This window comes from Oleiphilus sp. HI0043 (assembly GCF_001634935.1).
In genome coordinates, this window is the sequence record NZ_LWEY01001167.1 from 1 (window position 1) to 573 (window position 573).

Sequence of the window (573 nt, forward strand, 5' to 3'; positions counted from 1 at the left end):
CCACGATTTGCTTCACCAGCTCGTACTGAGCCATATTAGTATCTTGGTACTCATCAACCAAGAGGTAGCGAATCTTCTGCCGCCACTTGCTTAATATATCCGGATGTTCAGCGAAAAGTTGTACGGGTAAAAGAATCAGATCATCGAAGTCGAGCGCATTATAGGCTTTGAGGTAGCGAGTATAGGTTTCATACACATGTGCCAGGGTGACATCGTCAGGCGTTTGAGCTTGCTGTGCGGCCTGAGCCGGAGTTAGCATGGCATTTTTCCAGTTTGAAATCGCCATCTGAAATTCATTGATTCGGTCGCTATTCTCTTCACCATCTTTCATCATCAGGTCGCGAATCAACGCTTTAGCATCTTCACTGTCGAAAATAGAAAACCCCGGTTTATAGCCAAGCGCCTTATGCTCGGTGCGAATGATATTCAAACCCAGGTTATGGAAAGTCGATACGGTTAAACCACGCGCATCAGGCCCCGAAACCAACTGCCCGACACGCTCTTTCATCTCGCGAGAAGCTTTATTGGTAAAGGTCACCGCAGCAATATGGCGCCCCGGAATACCACAGCTTT

At 47.6% G+C, this 573-nt stretch carries 1 protein-coding gene; it reads right to left on the reverse strand.

Annotation, left to right across the window (positions count from 1 at the left end):
- Positions 1 to 573: ATP-dependent helicase (locus tag A3729_RS13455; protein ID WP_156497946.1), on the reverse strand; the 573-nt coding region annotated here is incomplete at both ends.